Origin of the sequence: Enterococcus sp. 9E7_DIV0242, from assembly GCF_002140975.2 — a bacterium.
Taxonomy (GTDB): domain Bacteria; phylum Bacillota; class Bacilli; order Lactobacillales; family Enterococcaceae; genus Enterococcus_L; species Enterococcus_L clewellii.
The window spans coordinates 3015542-3031835 of sequence record NZ_CP147247.1; the positions used below are offsets into that span (position 1 = coordinate 3015542).

Here is a 16294-nt window from a genome sequence, read left to right on the forward strand (position 1 = left end):
CAATTTATCCTTCTTCCTCCAATAATTGTTGTCTTTCCAGTTTTTGTTTTTTATCACGCTCATCCTTTAGCTTGTAAATATAGCCGAGTACAAGGGTGGATAGGATAGGAGCAAGTGCAATCATTGCGACAACACCAAATCCATCGATCATAGGATCACGTCCATCGATTTGTCCGGCAATTGCCACACACATGGATAAGATGAAGGTGGAACACATTGGTCCGGTTGCCACGCCTCCGTTATCGAATGCCATTGCCAAGAACATTTTATCGACTTTTCGCCCTAAAAGAAAGACCAAAATGTATCCAGGAATCAAAAAGTAGTAAAGAGAGAAGCCAGCCAGTAACCGCCACATAGATAATCCAACAGCGGCACCTACGCCAACAGAGACAAACACCAGCATGATTTTTCCGCGAATCCGACCTTCACTGATATTTTCGATTTCTTTGACCATGACATGAATCGCCGGCTCAGCAAAGCCGACTAAAAAGCCCATCAGAAAGCCCAAAGGAATCAAAATATAGTTGTTGTCCAGCGCAGCAAGAGAAGCGCCTAAATGTCGCCCTACGGGTACATATGCAATGTTTACGCCATGAAGAAACAGAATAAGGCCAACGACAGTGATGCCGAAGCCGATCATAATTTTAGCAAAACGGCGTTTTCTCAGCTTGAAGCTCGTAAAATTTAGCAGAACAAAGATGATGATGATCGGTGAGACAGCCATTAGGACTTCTTTTGTAACGGTTCCTAAGCCTGTAAACAGTCTTGTTTGAATAGTGTTGAAGTTCATCGGAAGATAACCCCCAATGCCATAACAGCTAAAATTGGTCCTAGTGAGGCTACGCCTACCATTCCGAAGCTGTCGTTTTCGTGGTTATTTTGCTTGATCATTGAAGTGACACCGATTGCGAGTGAAAGAATAAATGGAACGGTGATTGGCCCTGTCGTTACGCCGCCTGAATCAAAAGCAATCGGCATAAACTCGGGACTGGTGAAAAATGAAGCAATCAGAACGAATAAATACCCAATCAGCATCATTTTGTAGTAAGAAAATTTGAATACGACTCTTAATAGTGCCAACGCCAGAAAAACGCCGGTTCCTACACTAACAACGCCTAAGATAAGCGTACGTGAAATAGCTCCTTCTGAGATTTCGTTGACCTGTTGTCCTAAAACTTGTACGGATGGTTCTGCAATCGTGATCACAATTCCGATCAAAAAGCCCAGTCCAAGAATAATACTCAACTTCTTTTTCTTGACCATAAATTTTCCTACAAGTTCCCCTACTGCCATCATGGAATGGTCAGCACCAAATAGAAATAGCGCCATCCCGATAATCATAATTCCTGCACCGATCAAAAAAACCACTAAGTCTTCCGTCGGTAGTGGTGCAAATGCAAAAGACAAAATGACAATAAGCAGAGTCATTGGTGTAATAGCCATCAGAACATCTTGAAAAGATTTTCGCATGCATCCTCCTCCTTCTGTATTTTTTGTGTACAGTTTTAGTATAACCTAAAATAAATGTAAATTGGGGCTTGACTTCCGATTGTTACCTAATGTTAAAATAGAAAGATGGAAAAGAACATACGTTCTTTTTTCGGGGTTTAGCTAGTAATTAGCTGGAATAAAACTTCTTTATTGCGATGAACGTGCTTTCTTCCATCATTTGCTTAGAAGGAAGATACTAATGTCTCAACTACTTAGGAACCACCCATTCGGTTTTGGAGACTAGAAGTAAGATGTAGTTCATAGTAGTTTTGAGGTCCAATGGATTTTCTTCCAAGCGAAAAGTAAAAACAAGATATTCGTAAGAAAAAAAAGGATACCGTATACTTAGAATGAGCGTCATAAGAATCACGAAAATAGTTGCCACTAAAATAAGCAGAGATCTATCTAGTGAGCAAGTTAGAATTTAAAGGGAATCAGAGGTGGAGAAATGATTGAATTTCAACAGGTGTCGAAAGAATATGGTGGTCAGAAAGTATTGACAGAATATGATCTTTCGATTCAAGATGGCGAATTTTTTGTATTGGTCGGCCCTAGCGGAAGCGGGAAGACGACGACACTAAAGATGATCAATCGTCTGATTGAACCAACGGACGGGGATATTTATTTTGATCAAAAACGAATCATCGATTATGACTTGAAGGAGCTGCGCTTACGTATCGGGTATGTCCTACAGCAGATTGCGTTGTTTCCAAACATGACGGTTGCAGAAAATATTGAATTGATTCCTGAAATGAAAGATTGGAAAAAGGCTGCTCGTCGAGAACGAACAAGGGAGCTGTTAGAAAAGGTAGGGCTTTCCCCTGATGAGTACATGCATCGAAAACCAGCAGAGCTTTCCGGAGGAGAACAGCAGCGGATTGGTATTTTGCGAGCCATTGCGGCGAAGCCGGATATTATTTTGATGGATGAGCCATTCAGCGCGTTGGACCCAATTTCTAAAGGTCAGCTGCAGCTGTTGATCAAAGAGCTGCACAAGGAATTAGCTAGCACGATTATTTTTGTGACCCATGATATGAATGAAGCGCTGCTATTGGGTGATCGTATCTGCATCATGAAGGACGGTGCCATCGTTCAGGTCGATACGCCGGAGCAAATCAGAAAAGCGCCTAAAAATGAGTTTGTTGCGCAGTTTTTCAAAGATGATACACCGGGACTTATGGATTATCAGGTAGAAGATCTACGTCAAATGGCCTTGCTGGATCAGGTAGTACCAATGATAGGGACAGAAGTGGCTTTAGATACACCACTGTCTGATGTTGTCCGCCTACTATCCGATGAAAAGAATGTTACGGTTGCCTTGAAGGAGAATGATTATCGGCAAATTACTTCACAGACAATGGTGCAATTTTTGAAGAAACAACTGGAAGCAGGTGAGCAGCTAGATGACTAATTTGATTGAAACATTTACTTCTCGACAGGATGATTATATTCAGGCGTTAGTGGAACATATTCAGCTTTCGCTATTGTCATTACTTATCGCTATTTTGATTGCGATACCGGTGGCCATTTTACTGACAAAATATAAACGGATCGCTGAGGCTGTTTTGCAAATTACCGGGATTTTTCAAACGATTCCTTCTTTGGCCTTATTGGGGCTGTTAATTCCGATCATTGGCATTGGGACACCACCCGCAATTATTGCGCTGGTAATCTATGCGTTGTTTCCTATTCTGCAGAATACCTATACAGGTCTGACTGAAATCGATCCATCCTTGGAAGAAGCAGCCGAAGCTTTTGGAATGACGAAAAAGGAAAAACTGGTAAAATTTGAGCTTCAACTGGCGTTACCGTACATTGTTTCCGGTATTCGTACAGCGGCTGTCATGATTATAGGGACAGCTACTTTAGCTGCATTGATTGGTGCCGGCGGATTGGGAACCTTCATTTTATTGGGGATTGACCGCAATAATATTTCCCTAATTCTGATTGGGGCAATTTCTTCTGCCTTGTTGGCAGTTTTGTTCAATTATGGGATTCATTTATTGGAAAAAGCCAGCGTGAAGAAAATTGTAACATCCTTTGTTCTATTATTAGCTCTGCTAGTTGGCTCCTTTGCTTATTCAAGCTACGAAGGACAGCAAAAAACCTTAACTATTGCAGGAAAGCTAGGTGCTGAACCGGACATCATCATCAATATGTACAAAGAGCTGATTGAAGAGAATAGTGATATTCAGGTGAATTTGAAGCCTAACTTTGGAAAAACGACTTTTCTGTATAATGCATTGAAATCAGGAGAAGTAGATATTTATCCGGAATATACCGGGACGGTATTGGAAACATTTCTTTCGGAGAATACGAATACATCCAATGATCCAAAAGAGGTGTATGAATACGCAAGAGCCGAAATTGCCAAGCAGGACCAGTTGATCTATTTTGAGCCGATGAAGTTCCAAAATACGTATGCTGTTGCAGTGAAGCGCAGCTTTGCGAAGGAGCATAAGCTGAAAACGATTGAAGATTTGAAGGGAATAGCCAGTCAATTGAAAGCTGGATTTACGTTAGAGTTTATTGATCGAGATGACGGATATAAAGGAATGCAGGAGCTATACGGACTGGACTTCGCGGTTCAATCAATGGAACCGTCTCTGCGGTATCAAGCAATCAATAATGGAGATGTGAATATTGTGGATGCCTATTCAACAGACAGTGAGCTGAAGCAGTATGATCTGGTCACACTTGAAGACAACAAGCAACTGTTTCCACCTTATCAGGGGGCACCGCTTCTTAGAGAAGAAACAGTGAAGGAATACCCTGAGTTAGAAGAATGGCTTTCACCATTGGTAGGGAAGATCACGGAAGAAGAAATGAGCGAAATGAATTATCAGGTAAACGTGGAAGGCATGGAACCACAAAAAGTGGCTCATGATTATCTGGTAAAAAATAAAATGATTCAGGAGTAGCTCTCATTGGGAAATCCATTGATTTTTTCTTCGAGATAAAAAATCGCTAACTTATTAAATTAGAGCAATCAGCAAAGTCTTTGTGTGAAAGCACAGTGTCTTTGATGATTGCTCTTTTGCTATAAATAGATCGAGGCGAAAGAAGTTACTTGTGTCAATATAGAAGTTCAAAAGAGGTCGATTCTACCTATCGCTTTTATAGGTTTATCTTTTATAAGGAGAATGAGGCGAAACTGGAGGTCGCCTCTCTTTTTTCCACCAAGATGTCCTTGTTTGTAGTTTACTTCTGTCAGTTATGAAAAATCAGATGATATATTAGAAAATAATGCCAACTCAATCAGGACATAATCAGGCTGTTCCTTTTCCTACAATCGATATATACGTTATTTAAAATGGGAAATGAATAGAATATCAAAATGATTTTTTATCCATGTTTTGTGTTATTTAATGATAATCGGAGTAGCCATAAAAAAATTCTTCTTTGATTGGCTGAATCAAGCGGTAATATTTAGTTATTAATCATAATATCCGATTATTTTTATGTAATTCAAATATCATTATTTTTCTATTTAAATGTAATTTTTATGTTGAAAAACGTAATTTTTCGATATATTATGTTAAAGAATCATAATGTTATAAGGAGGAAACGATGAAAAAAGCAAAAGTATTAGGGGTAGTCATAGTGTTCATACTGTTGTTCTGTGGAGTAGCAGTGGAGGCTCAAGGAGCTGAAACAAAAAAAATATTTAGCATGGAGAAACCAACTTGGATTTCCAATGCGGGAATGAGTAAAGGAATAAACCATGACCGACAGGATCTAGGGTTTATTCTGAAAGCTAATGCAATACTAAAAATGAGAGTGCCTAATGGACAGAAATTGACGTTACGGTTACTTGGAAATGATGCAAAAAAAGAAAAACAAGTAACAGTAGGTGCTGACTGGGTAGAAATCAGTGGGGAAGAAGATCTAGTTCCTTTTATAGATACACCTTTCGATATCTCGGAAACGACGATCGAATACAGTGTCACAGGTGGTCAAACTACATTACCTATCTATTGTGCTGGAAGCAAGGAAGTTGAATTTTTCCGTACGTGGGATACTGCCAATGCAGAATATGCATTGATCAAAGGACAGGATTTTCAATTATTCGTTCCAAAGGAAGATAAAGAAAAAATAAGAAAGTTACAAGATTTCAATTCAATCAATGATTTACTAGCTCATTACGCAGAGCTATTTGCTATGTACAATGAGTTGACAGGCTTTGATAACTCATCAGCCGTAAATAAAAATGGCGAAAATCGCTATTTTTTAAAAGCCGATCGTAATGGTGCAGGTGGTGCTTATTATGGCGGCAATTGGTCGGCAAATAGTACAAGCTCAGCAGATATGTGATTGAGAAAGCGTTCGTGGGGGACGTTACATGAAATCGCTCATGGGTACCAAGCTGGCTTCGATAATCAGGGGATGTTTACCGGGGAAGTCTCAAATAATTTGTTTGGTGTACAACATGAGTATGAAAAATATGGAAAAAGTGCGGATCAAACAAGTTGGCTGTTTGATTACGGCAAAAAGAACGAAGTCGAACAAAACCTCTATAATAAACTAGTCAAAGGTGATGAAACCTATGAATCCATTGATTTGCGTGAAAAATTGATTTTGATGACGATGTTGAAACAAAAAGCGGGCAATGAGGCATTTACAAAGATGTATCAAGGCTATCGTGAGCTTGCGAACCAGCCTGGGTTTGTTAAAACAAATTATCCACTACCGAATCTACTTAATGCTTACTACAGTGAACATAGCAAGCTAGATTTTGCACCTGTTCTAATTAGATGGGGACTAACGCTAACTGATACACAGGCAACTCTTAATAGAGCCAAAGGATATCCTGCAGTAGCGTCACTGGCAGATGTTGTTCCGGAAGAGAAATTGGCCCAAGCTAGAGCATTAATCGATCCATCGTTATTGATCAACTCTAACTTTGAAATGGTGAAGAATTCAGAAATTGCTTCTTTAGGACTAAAAGGAGAATTGAACATCCAGCTTGAAACGAAAAATATTTCTGAGCTGATTGGTGCGAAAATTCAAATCAAAGATGGGCATACAATTGTTCAGGAAAAACTGATAACAGATACTACGACGACATTTACGAATCTACCGAATGGTGTTTATTCAGTAGCGTTTTCTGGTGGGAAAATGGTGAAATATATACCGGAGATCGACTATGTTTACGTGAAAGAAGCAAAGAATGAAGTGACAGTTCCGGTGAAAGAATTAGTGATTAGTCAAGTAGCAAATCAAAAAATTGTTTTTACTGGATTAGGGGATGTCGCATTCGGCGAATTCACAGTAGATTTGAATAGCGAAACCGCAGTTTTATCTCTTACAGCAAAAGATCCTCACAGCTATTTCAGTGGGAAAACTTATGCATCAGTTAAGATCAGTGATGCTGCTGGGAATGTTAGGTATGATCGGAAAATTGAAGGTGCGAATATTCAAACTGGAGAAGACAGCATACAATTGCTGATTGGCGATCAGGTCGAAATTTATCATGCGGAAACAAAGAATCGTCTTGTGTCCTCTGATGAAATCATTTCATCAGGTCAAACGACAAATAAATGGACAGTGACGGAATGGGGGTTGCAAAATCAGCAGCTTGGAAATAGTCCAGAAGATGTTCTGATCAAAAAAGTCGATCAGCTAGCAACAGCCTTGCTTCAGAATGACTGGTTAAAGGATATCTCGATGACACAGTTGAATGAAAAGAAACAACTGTACGTAGCTATTCAAAGCCTGAGTGAGGCGAAGAAAAATCAATTGATGGAGAAGTATGCAGCATTATTCACTTTGCCGAAAGTAGAGGATGGCAGTGAGTTTCAGTATACGTTTAAAGGCTTGGGCGATTGGATTTTTTCTACAATAGATGTATCTATTCAAAATAAGCAAGCAACCATCACGACAAAAGCTGGGAAACCTCATGTCTATTTTAATGAAGGTTACGGAATAATCCATATCCAGAGCAACAATGGAATGACGAAATATGAAAAAAACTATACAGGGTCGCAGGTTTATAGCAATCAAACAGAACAAGTAGCATTACTGATAGGTGATTACATTACTGTGACACATAAGGAGTATAAAGATCGTTTAGCGATTGAAAATAAGGAACAAGGGACTTCTTTAGAAACTGCAGAAACCGTTACGTATCAACTCACTGACGAGGGACTCAAACGTGTAGCAACAGATTCGATTCCTAAGTCGCAATTGGAAGAGGGCAGTGAGTTTCAATTTACGTTTAAAGGCTTGGGGGACAAAATTTTCTCAGTGGTCACTATATCAATAAAGGGTAAATATATCTTAATTGATACAAAAGCTGGCAAACCGCATGCTTACTTTAACGAAAATTATGGTACGATACAAGTTCAAGATGATAATGGAAGAACTAAATGTGAGAGAAGCTTTGTAGGGACACAGCAATACTCAGAAAATATGGCAGGAATAGATTTATTGGTTGGCGATTCTATCACTATTACCCACAAAGAGTATAAAGATCGATTGATCCTTGAGAACTTGGATAAGGGTGAGCAAATAGTCTCAGCTGAAACAGTGACATATCAAGTCACAGCAGATGGATTGGTTCAAGTTTCAAACTAGAAAAATCAAAAGAAGCATCGCAGAGAATGGTTTCTCATGCGGTGTTTTTTTGATTGGAGAAGAAGTGATAGAAAGAGACGAGGAAAAAGAATAATCGGTGGATATTTATGAAGTCTCAATGGTGAAAATAATTGAAAATAAAGAGAATACACGGTAAAATTAGTATCTGTTAATAAAAAGAGTAAATTTTACCAAAAATAACTGATTTTTTTTTAGACTTTCGCTATAATGAAAGAAAATACTAAACAGGAGCGGTGTAGATGAAGAAAGCAGATCGCCAGCGGTTGATTCGGCAGATTATTACTGAAAACGTGATAGAGACACAAGAAGAGCTGATTGCACGATTAGAAGCGGCGGGTGTAAAAGCCACACAGGCAACTGTTTCCAGAGATGTACGGGAAATGAGTATTGTTAAGACACATGGCTCAAATGGACAAGTAAAATACGCTATTTTTTCTCAGACAAAAACAGAGAGTCAAGAGGATAAGCTGAAAGAGTCGATCAAAGATTCAGTGATTCGAATCGAGCGGGTACAGTTTATGGTCATCGTTCATACTGATATGGGGAGAGCCGATGTGGTGACTAATTTTTTGGATGAGGTCAATTATACTGAAGTGGCAGGAACAGTTGCTGGCGTAGATACAATCATTATTATTGCCAGATCAGAGGATGAGGCAGATATACTTGTAGAACGCTTTGAAGCAATGATGAGAAACGAGTAAAAGTGCGTATGCTTTTCTGTATAAGTGTATAAATGGAATGGACATCATAGAATAAAAAATGAAGGGAGTTTTTTTCTACATGGATTTGAAAGCGTTACAAAACGGATCGGATTTTCGAGGGATTGCAGTGGATACAGAGGAATACAAGGCCAATCTTACTGCTGAGCAGGTAAAAAAGATTGGAATAGGGATGATTCATTGGTTGAGAGATCAAAAACAACTGACTGAGAAGCATGAAGCAGGTCAACTGAAAATTGGGATTGGGCATGATAGCCGAATAACAGCGGGGAGCTTGAAGCAAGCCTTGATCGATTGTTTTTCCGCACATCATATCCATGTGCTTGATTTTGGATTAGCTACAACACCGGCGATGTTCATGGCAACTCAATTTCCTCAATATGATTGTGACGCGGCAATAATGATCACGGCTAGCCACTTACCCTACTATTTTAATGGCTTGAAGCTATTCACAAAAGATGGTGGAGCAGAGAAGGCGGACATCGCATATATTGCAGAACATAGTCAAGAACCATTGACAGAAGAACAGGGCAGCGTTGAGAAAACGGAAATCCTGACAGCTTATGCAGCGGATATGGTAAAGAAAATTCGTAAAGGGATGAAGACAACCGCAACAAATCCTTTAGAAGGTTTTCGGATCATAGTGGATGCAGGGAACGGCGCAGGTGGCTTTTTTGCTGAAAAAGTATTGGCAGCTTTGGGTGCAAATACTACGGGTTCACAGTTTCTAGAGCCGGACGGTACTTTTCCAAATCATATTCCTAATCCGGATAACAAAGAAGCGATGGAGAGCATTCGCCAAGCTGTTCTGACCAACAAAGCAGACTTAGGTGTAATATTTGATACAGATGTCGATCGTTCGGCAGTTGTTGATCGAACTGGCGAGGTCATCAATCGAAACAATTTGATTGCTGTACTGGCGACCATCGTTTTGGAGGAATATCCGGGAAGTAGTATTGTCACAAATTCTCCTACCTCCAGTCATTTGAAAGTATTTATCGAAGAAAAAGGAGGTAAGCAGGTTCGTTATATCTCTGGCTATAGAAATGTCATCAATAAAATGATAGCCTTGAATAAAGAAGGAATCGAGACACCCTTGGCAATTGAAACGAGCGGTCACGCAGCATTCAAAGAGAACTACGATCTGGATGATGGCGCGTATGTGATTGCTAAGTTATTGATGCTTTTACCTAGACTGAGAGAAGAAGGCCGATCACTTGGTGAGCTGATTGCTGATTTACAACAACCAGCTGAAACTCAGGAAATCCGTTTCAAAATTGTAGCAGAGGATGTCCGTGGCTATGGCGAACAAGTGATTCAGGAGTTGGCCGGCTATGTTGAGAGAACGGAGGATATGACTGTTGATCCGGAAAATCATGAAGGGATTCGGGTCAATGTTTCAGGAAAATTCGGCCAAGGCTGGTTTTTATTGCGAATGAGTCTTCATGAGCCATTACTTGTCCTTCAGGTAGAAAATGATGAAGAAGGAAAGAATCTGGAGGTCTTCCAGCAATTGAATGATTTCTTTAATACCTATGATCAATTGAATCAGACCAGTTTGGATGATATTCTTAAACAATAACTATAAACCTTATAAAAGCATCTTTTTGTAAAATAACTCTTTCTTTTAGTTCTTAATTATTTTATAATGTGAATTAGAGGAGGGATTTTATGAAGAAAATCAAATATGTAATTGCTGGCTTAGCATTATGTGGGATGTTTACCTTGTTTCAAGCCGACCAAGCAGAAGCGACAGTTGTGGATACGAATGTCGTAACAAAAGCAGTCAAAGGCTTTGGGGATTCCCCTGATGCACCAAGCTACGAAAAAACAACAAGGATTTACTTCTTTAATGTCAGCTGGGCACCAACAAAGCTTGGTTTTGGAGACATTAAAAATGGCTATTTGTACATGGGTGCTTTAGAGCGTCAGCAGTACATGCCGTTAAGCTCAGGTCCAGGGTACGTTACGTACAGTGGTACTATGAACGCAGTTAAGAAGTTGTTTTAACACTCGATTGTATCCGTTGCTTTACCAGTAGACAGTCCTAGTGGAAAGCCCCCGACGGATCAGAATCAAAAAAAGTTCTATGTCAGTCCATATGAATCAATAAATATATGATTAACAGTCAATGTTCAATATATAATCTTATAGAGAAGAGGAGGCATCTAGTCAGTGCCTCCTCTTCTTTGTCATTCTTTTCATAGCATTTAAGCGGCACGTCCAGCTTACCAAAGTCCAGGCAGCGATTGTACCAGAATCATTTCTTTTGAAAATGGATGTCGTAGATGCAACTCATAGGCGTGGAGCATCAAGCGCTTCGCAGACGTTTTTCCGTATAATGGGTCACCTACGATAGGAAATCCTTCACTGCTTAGATGGACACGGATTTGATGGGTGCGCCCCGTATCCAGCGTACAAAAGACAGCAGTTTGGTTCTTTTCTTGATTATAGAAGGCTTTTTCTATATGGGTTACTGCTGATTTTCCATTTCTAGGATCGACGACATACTTTTTTCGATCATGGCGGTTTCTACCAATCTTTTTCGTGATCGTCCAAGCCTCTCGTTCGATTTTCCCTGAAACGAGCGCTTGATAGCGTCTGTAAATTTCTTTTTGTTCCAGCATTCGTCCGATTATGGGAAGAACAAATGGGTTTTTAGCAAAAATAATACAGCCGCTAGTATCCTGATCTAGGCGATGAACCACATAAGGACATTCCCCTTTGGGCATAAGATAGCCGGCTAGCTGATTTAAAAGTGTGTCCTGTTCATCTGGTTGATTGGGGTGCGTTTTGATTCCAATAGGCTTATCCAAAACAATTAGCTGTTCATCTTCAAATAAAATGTTTAAGTGAGAAGGATCGCCAATAGCTGTGCCAGGAGTGGGATAATCTTCCAGTTCAAAATGCAACATGATGTCATCTCCGGATTTCACAGGGAAGTGAAAGGGAACCGTTTGTCCATTTACAGCAACGTTTTTTCGGGTACGGAGAAAGTGTCTGACTTTTCTTGGAACCAGCCATTCCTTTTCCAATAGCTCTTGTATAGTACTTTCTTGAAAATCCTCTGGCAATCGGATTGTGATATCCATTGGTTGCCTCCTTTTTGATAATTTTTAAACTATTTCTATGGCCGTTTTGTCACGTTTTAGTGTAACAAATAACAACAGGATAAGGAAATGTATTTTTGCTAATAAAAAAACAATTCCTGAGCGTAAAAAAATACCCACCCTTTGGGGGAGGGTGGGAAAAGGAGTTAAAAATGAAAAAGTGTTGTGTTAGGGTTGTTTGCTTAAATGTGGGTAAACATTTAAACTCAATTGTTGGTATGTCTATATAATACAAACTAAATATGAATTTTTTATGTAGGAATTTTTTTAAAAATGTAAATAATTTACTAATGAAACCTTAAGAAATCGAGATGATTCGGGCCCACCATTTCGGTTGACAATTGTGTTGGTAGGTTTTCCTTAAGGATTTTCCGCCAACACAAGATATTATGTAGCCTCTTTTGCTATTTAATTTTTAGTGTGGTTGCGCTGCTAATATCCTTGACTTTCAGTACGCCCAAATCAAAGGTTTTAAGAACAGTATTAATTCTAAGCGTAAAAAGAAAAACGTCTCTATCTAGATGGAAAAAGCATTAATTTTTTGCGTCATCCAGAGAGGTTCACAATGTTTCCTTCTCTCTTTTTCCATTTGATTACTCCTAAAACTGCTGTTTAAAATACTTGCTTCTATACAACATCTTGACATTTAAGAAACATAAAAATGAAAACATTGATTTGGCGGAATTCTTGAGAAAATAATATATTTTATGTTTACTTAATAATTATTAACTGGTATGGTTCGCTTATACAACTTAACAGGTATTAAGGATGAGAAATTGCAACTATGACAATATGAAAGAATTAGGTTCAATACCATTTTCACATGTTAGCAAAGGCTAGAAAAAAAATTTAAGTTTTTCATATATATCAAAAACATCGTGAAAAGTCCAATTATTAATAAAAAAATTGTGATAGGTAGTAATTCGTTAAAGACTTGACTTTGGAAATGACATAAAAGCACTCATCGTGGAAAGGCAGAATCATTAATCTCATTTAGGATAAAATAATTTTTCAGTTCTTCCATCGATGGAGACTGATTATTAAGTTAAAAACTTCGCAGAAATAGGAGGAAACACAAATGAGCGAACCCCAATATATTGTTGAACACTTTTCTAACAGAGTATTTTGTTCTTATGCAAAAACAAAATTTTTGAGTAATGAGATGTTTCATATGCATAACTACTATGAAATGAATCTATTTTTGAAAGGAGACATGACCTTTTTTATTGATGATATCAAAATTCAGCCAGTTAGGGGGACTCTATTTTTAATTGATAGTACTCAAGTTCATGGACCTAAATTGCTATCTCAAAATGAATATGAGCGGGCAATTGTGCATTTCGATCCTAAACTGGCGTTACATTTATCTGTGAGTCAAACTGATTTGTTGCATTGCTTTTCAAATTTTGATGGTCGAACTAGCAAGTATGTTATTTTGGACGAGAAAGAAATTGCTCTTTTTTCAGAATTAACCAAAGAAATAGAAAAAATGGGTCAGGCGTCAACCTTTTTTGGGAAAGAGGTATTAGTCAATGCTTATTTGGCACAATTACTAGTTGTTGCTAATAGGCATGCTGATGAAGGAATACAATTGGATAATTCAGTCGAACATTCAGAGATGATTCGAAATATCCTTACATATATCAATTCTCATATTAAAGAAAAACTTTCATTGAGAAAAATTGAAAAGGAATTCCTTATGAATAAGCACTATTTAAATCGGCTGTTTAAGAAAGAGTTAGGAATTTCAATTTATCAATTTATTATATTAAAAAAGGTGTCTTTGGCAAAGCAACTTCTTGCTCAAGGATATAGTCCTAAGCAAGTATACATTATGTTAGATTATCAAGATTATTCAACTTTTTCTAGAGCATTTAAAAAAGTAACGGATACTTCTCCTACTACATATACCAAATCAATTTTATAGAATGTCCCCTTTGCAAAAGTTTCTTTTTCTATAGTTGAAGTCTCTTTTTGCTATTTGTTTACAAAGAGAGAGGTACTATACTAAAATCAAGCTTTGAATTAAGAAAGATGTAAAGTTAAATGGGCTGAGTTTCAAATAGTAGTTTTCATCTTCTATTCTTTTATTTTGAAAATGAAAACGGTTGATTTATTATACTACATACTCTTTTTAATGATTTAATATGTAGTTCTATTTGTTGAGTACTATTTCAAAGCTATTGTTTGTAAAGCAATGTAACTGATTTTGCTGGAGTCTAAATATTTAGCAGTTGAATTTGGATTTGGAAGGAAAGATGAATGTGGAGCTAGACACTGAAACTTGGAGCGAGTTAGAACTAAAAAAAGTTGCTCAAAAAGTGAAATGGGAAATTAATCGGATTGGAGATGGAATCCCCTATCAAACAGTCAGAGGGAAGTATAGTGATCAAGGTCTACTCGATATTAGTTGGTGGACGAATGGGTTTTGGGGGGGAATAAATTGGCAATTATATAGTTATTTTGGAGAAGATATCTACCGAAAAACAGCTGAAAGTGTGGAGGAACGATTGGACCAAGCTTTAGTAGAATTTGAACATTTACATCATGATGTAGGGTTCATGTGGTTATTAACTTCAGTTGTTAATTATAAACTATTCAAAGATCAACGTTCTTATCAGCGAAGTATTCATGTAGCTACGGCTTTAGCTGGGAGATTTAATATTGAAGGTAAATTCTTACGTGCATGGAATAAGGAGCAAACAGAAGAAGATTGTAGTGGTTGGGTGATTATTGACAGTATGATGAACATTCCGCTACTGTTTTGGGCAAGTGAAGAGTTGCAAGACCCTCGTTTTTCAAAAATTGCTGAGGCTCATGCCGAAACAGTTGCGACCCATTTGATACGGCCAGATGGTTCAACAAGCCATATAGGGATATTTGATTCGAGTACTGGAGAATTTATAAGAGCAGTTACTGGACAGGGGTATTCGGAGAATTCTGCTTGGGCTAGAGGACAAGGCTGGGCGATTTACGGATTTGCTTTATGTTACAAATATACAAAAAATATCCAATATTTAGATATTGCAAAAAAATGTGCCCACTTTACTATAGCAAATTTGGGATTAAGTAATTTTTTAGCAAGGATTGATTTTAGGGCTCCGCTAACATCTGATGACAGGGATGCAAGTGCCTCAGCTATTATTGCTTGCGGATTATTAGAGATTGCAGAGCATGTATCAGCAGAAGAGAAAAGCGTCTATCAGCTTTATGGAATAAAAATTTTGAAGCGTTTAGCTGAAATTGCTGATTATGAAAAGATTGATGATGGAATTATTGCTAATTGTGCTGTTCAATACCATGAAGAGAGTGGAAAAAACTCTACCTTGATCTATGCTGACTCATTTTATATCGAAGGCTTGCTTAAATTATTAAATGCAGATATTTCATTATGGTAAAAGGGGGAAGAACTAGTGGAACAAAAATTATCAGTTTCTACAAATGAAAAGCAATCTCCCAAAAGAAGATGGCTGAAATCGTTGGTAAAAGATGTCAAAAGAGATAAATTTCTTTATCTAATGCTAGTTCCGTTCGTTGTTTGGTTTATCGTTTTCAAGTATAAACCAATGTGGGGCTTACAGATTGCTTTTAAAGATTTTAGCTTATTTAAGGGGATTACTGGTAGTTCATGGGTTGGCTTGGAGCATTTTAACGAGTTCATTTTTAGTGAATATTTTGGTAGGGTTTTAAAAAATACACTGATTTTAAATTTATATAACTTATTGATTTGCTTCCCTGCCCCCATTCTTCTAGCAGTTTTGGTCAATGAAGTGAGACATACAAAATACAAAAAAGTAGTTCAGACATTGACGTATCTTCCACACTTTGTTTCTGTTGTTGTCGTTGCAGGAATTGTAACTACTTTTTTATCACCGAGTACGGGTATAGTAAATATTCTAATGGAACGATTTGGTCTGGAAAAAATATATTTTTTGATAAAACCAGAATTCTTTAGAGGAATTTATACGGGAATGGATTTGTGGAAAGAAACTGGATTTAGCTCAATTGTGTTTCTATCAGCTATTGCAGGAATCGATGAAGGACTCTATGAATCAGCTAAAATTGATGGTGCTAATAAGTTTCAACAAATCATGCATGTCACACTTCCAAGTATTTTACCTACAATTGTAATTATGCTCATTATGAAAATTGGAAGTATTTTAACTGTAGGCTATGAAGCAATTATTCTTTTATACCAACCTGCTACCTATGAAACAGCAGATGTCATCAGTACATATGTTTATCGATCTGGTTTAATTGATGGACGATATGATTTTGCAACAGCGGTTGGCTTGTTTAATGGAATTATTGCGTTGATATTGGTTATCGGTGCCAATAAATTAAGTCGTAGATTGACAAGTTCAAGCTTGTGGTAAA

Annotated in this window: 13 protein-coding genes; 10 read left to right on the forward strand and 3 right to left on the reverse strand. The window is 37.9% G+C overall.

Annotation, left to right across the window (positions count from 1 at the left end):
• Positions 1-4 precede the first annotated feature (4 nt).
• Positions 5-790, reverse strand: a complete 786-nt coding sequence (locus A5888_RS14340; protein WP_086348709.1) for a DUF1538 domain-containing protein — start codon at positions 788-790, stop codon at positions 5-7.
• Positions 787-1470 carry a DUF1538 domain-containing protein gene (locus A5888_RS14345; protein WP_086348710.1) on the reverse strand — a complete coding sequence of 228 codons (684 nt, stop codon included), beginning with the start codon at positions 1468-1470 and terminating at the stop codon, positions 787-789. Before A5888_RS14345 ends, A5888_RS14340 begins: the two co-directional genes overlap by 4 nt.
• 469 nt (positions 1471-1939) lie before the next feature.
• On the opposite strand from A5888_RS14345, the gene A5888_RS14350 reads away from it, so the two are divergent.
• From A5888_RS14350 to A5888_RS14380, 7 genes are all read left to right on the forward strand, one after another.
• Entirely contained in the window at positions 1940-2902 is a 963-nt protein-coding gene (locus A5888_RS14350) for an ABC transporter ATP-binding protein (protein ID WP_086348711.1), read from the forward strand.
• Entirely contained in the window at positions 2895-4412 is a 1518-nt protein-coding gene (locus A5888_RS14355) for an ABC transporter permease/substrate-binding protein (protein ID WP_086348712.1), read from the forward strand. The genes A5888_RS14350 and A5888_RS14355 overlap by 8 nt, the downstream gene beginning before the upstream one ends.
• Positions 4413-5061: 649 nt before the next feature.
• Entirely contained in the window at positions 5062-5805 is a 744-nt protein-coding gene (locus A5888_RS14360) for a hypothetical protein (RefSeq protein ID WP_249274457.1), read from the forward strand.
• Positions 5806-8067: a putative mucin/carbohydrate-binding domain-containing protein gene (locus A5888_RS14365; protein WP_249274458.1), complete on the forward strand. Its 2262-nt coding sequence runs from the start codon at positions 5806-5808 to the stop codon at positions 8065-8067.
• Between the two features lie 260 nt (positions 8068-8327).
• On the forward strand, positions 8328-8789 hold the full coding sequence (gene argR, locus A5888_RS14370) for an arginine repressor (protein ID WP_086348713.1): 462 nt from the start codon (positions 8328-8330) through the stop codon (positions 8787-8789).
• Positions 8790-8868: 79 nt separating this feature from the next.
• Positions 8869-10389, forward strand: a complete 1521-nt coding sequence (locus A5888_RS14375) for a hypothetical protein (protein WP_086348714.1) — start codon at positions 8869-8871, stop codon at positions 10387-10389.
• 89 nt (positions 10390-10478) lie between these two features.
• On the forward strand, positions 10479-10817 hold the full coding sequence (locus A5888_RS14380; RefSeq protein ID WP_339101662.1) for a hypothetical protein: 339 nt from the start codon (positions 10479-10481) through the stop codon (positions 10815-10817).
• A 218-nt stretch (positions 10818-11035) separates the two neighbouring features.
• Here the strand turns inward: A5888_RS14380 and A5888_RS14385 are convergent, their stop codons facing one another.
• Positions 11036-11899 (reverse strand): RluA family pseudouridine synthase, encoded by an 864-nt coding sequence (locus tag A5888_RS14385; protein WP_086348716.1) that lies wholly within the window; start codon positions 11897-11899, stop codon positions 11036-11038.
• 1096 nt (positions 11900-12995) lie between these two features.
• Here A5888_RS14385 and A5888_RS14390 point away from each other — a divergent pair.
• The 3 genes from A5888_RS14390 (at position 12996) to A5888_RS14400 (ending at position 16293) form a co-directional block, all read left to right on the forward strand.
• Positions 12996-13844, forward strand: a complete 849-nt coding sequence (locus A5888_RS14390) for a helix-turn-helix domain-containing protein (protein ID WP_339101663.1) — start codon at positions 12996-12998, stop codon at positions 13842-13844.
• A gap of 331 nt (positions 13845-14175) precedes the next feature.
• Entirely contained in the window at positions 14176-15315 is a 1140-nt protein-coding gene (locus A5888_RS14395) for a glycoside hydrolase family 88 protein (protein WP_170924744.1), read from the forward strand.
• Positions 15316-15330: 15 nt separating this feature from the next.
• Complete coding sequence (locus tag A5888_RS14400) at positions 15331-16293, forward strand: ABC transporter permease (RefSeq protein WP_212647192.1); 963 nt, start codon at positions 15331-15333, stop codon at positions 16291-16293.
• Position 16294 lies beyond the last annotated feature (1 nt).

Bases quoted from the DNA above. Each gene is read 5' to 3' on its own strand.
- A5888_RS14340 (WP_086348709.1), bottom strand. From the start codon at position 790: ATGAACTTCAACACTATTCAAACAAGACTGTTTACAGGCTTAGGAACC.
- A5888_RS14345 (WP_086348710.1), bottom strand. From the start codon at position 1,470: ATGCGAAAATCTTTTCAAGATGTTCTGATGGCTATTACACCAATGACT.
- A5888_RS14350 (WP_086348711.1), top strand. From the start codon at position 1,940: ATGATTGAATTTCAACAGGTGTCGAAAGAATATGGTGGTCAGAAAGTA.
- A5888_RS14355 (WP_086348712.1), top strand. From the start codon at position 2,895: ATGACTAATTTGATTGAAACATTTACTTCTCGACAGGATGATTATATT.
- A5888_RS14360 (WP_249274457.1), top strand. From the start codon at position 5,062: ATGAAAAAAGCAAAAGTATTAGGGGTAGTCATAGTGTTCATACTGTTG.
- argR (WP_086348713.1), top strand. From the start codon at position 8,328: ATGAAGAAAGCAGATCGCCAGCGGTTGATTCGGCAGATTATTACTGAA.
- A5888_RS14375 (WP_086348714.1), top strand. From the start codon at position 8,869: ATGGATTTGAAAGCGTTACAAAACGGATCGGATTTTCGAGGGATTGCA.
- A5888_RS14380 (WP_339101662.1), top strand. From the start codon at position 10,479: ATGAAGAAAATCAAATATGTAATTGCTGGCTTAGCATTATGTGGGATG.
- A5888_RS14385 (WP_086348716.1), bottom strand. From the start codon at position 11,899: ATGGATATCACAATCCGATTGCCAGAGGATTTTCAAGAAAGTACTATA.
- A5888_RS14390 (WP_339101663.1), top strand. From the start codon at position 12,996: ATGAGCGAACCCCAATATATTGTTGAACACTTTTCTAACAGAGTATTT.
- A5888_RS14395 (WP_170924744.1), top strand. From the start codon at position 14,176: ATGAATGTGGAGCTAGACACTGAAACTTGGAGCGAGTTAGAACTAAAA.